Source organism: Acinetobacter sp. 228, assembly GCF_048147885.1.
On sequence record NZ_JAYWYV010000486.1, the window covers coordinates 1 to 1,125 of the forward strand.

A 1,125-nucleotide genomic window follows, 5' to 3' on the forward strand; every position below is an offset into this window, starting at 1 on the left:
ACCCATAAATCATAAGGATATGATGAAATGACTACATTACGTTTAACTACTCTTGCATTAGGTTTGATGGTTTCAGGAGTAGCGGCAGCACAAACTTATGTTGTTGACCGTTATCAAGACGATAGCAATAAAGGCTCTTTACGCTGGGCAATTGAACAAGCCAATGCAAACCCAAGCGAAGCTAGCGATATCTTGATTCAAGCAGTAGGCAAAGCGCCTTATGCGATTAAATTAAACAGCGCACTTCCTGAGATTAAAGCACCTGTCAAAATTATTGGTACTCAGTGGGATAAAACTGGCGAATACATCGCAATTGATGGTTCAAACTATATTAAAGGCGAAGGTGCAAAAGCTTGTCCAGGTGCAAACCCTGAGCAGTACGGCACCAATGTACGTACTATGACTTTACCGGGGTTGGTATTACGTGACGTCAACAATGTCACTTTAAAAGGTTTAGACATTCATCGCTTCTGTATTGGGGTATTAATTAACCGCTCAAGCAATAACCTGATTCAACATAACCGTATTAGTAATAACTACGGCGGTGCTGGTGTTATGTTGACGGGTGATGATGGTAAAGGTAACCCAACCGCAACTACGACTAATAACAACAAAGTTTTAGACAACATTTTCCAAGACAATGGAGATGGTTTAGAACTGACACGTGGTGCTGCTTTTAACTTAATTGCGAATAACCATTTTGTTTCAACCAAAGCAAATCCAGAACCATCACAAGGTATTGAAATTTTGTGGGGTAATGACAATGCCGTAGTTGGTAATAAATTCGAAAACTATTCAGATGGTTTGCAGATTAACTGGGGCAAACGTAACTATATCGCCTACAACGAAATGACCAATAACTCGATTGGTTTCAATATGACGGGTGATGGCAACATTCTTGATAGCAATAAAGTACATGGTAACCGTATTGGTGTAGCCATTCGCTCTGAAAAAGACGCAAATGCAAGAATTACATTGACTAAAAACCTGATTTGGGACAATGGTAAAGATATTAAACGTTGTGAAGCAGGTGGTTCATGTGTACCAGATCAGCGTTTAGGGGCAATTGTATTTGGAGTACCCGCACTTGAGCATGAAGGGTTTGTAGGTTCTCGTGGTGGTGGT

At 40.4% G+C, this 1,125-nt stretch carries 1 protein-coding gene; it reads left to right on the top strand.

All coding sequences use genetic code 11. The annotated features are described in order from the left end of the window. Positions 1-27: 27 nt before the first annotated feature. Positions 28-1,125 (top strand): right-handed parallel beta-helix repeat-containing protein (locus VXQ92_RS20080; protein WP_416682970.1); only part of this gene is annotated, 1,098 nt, incomplete at its 3' end.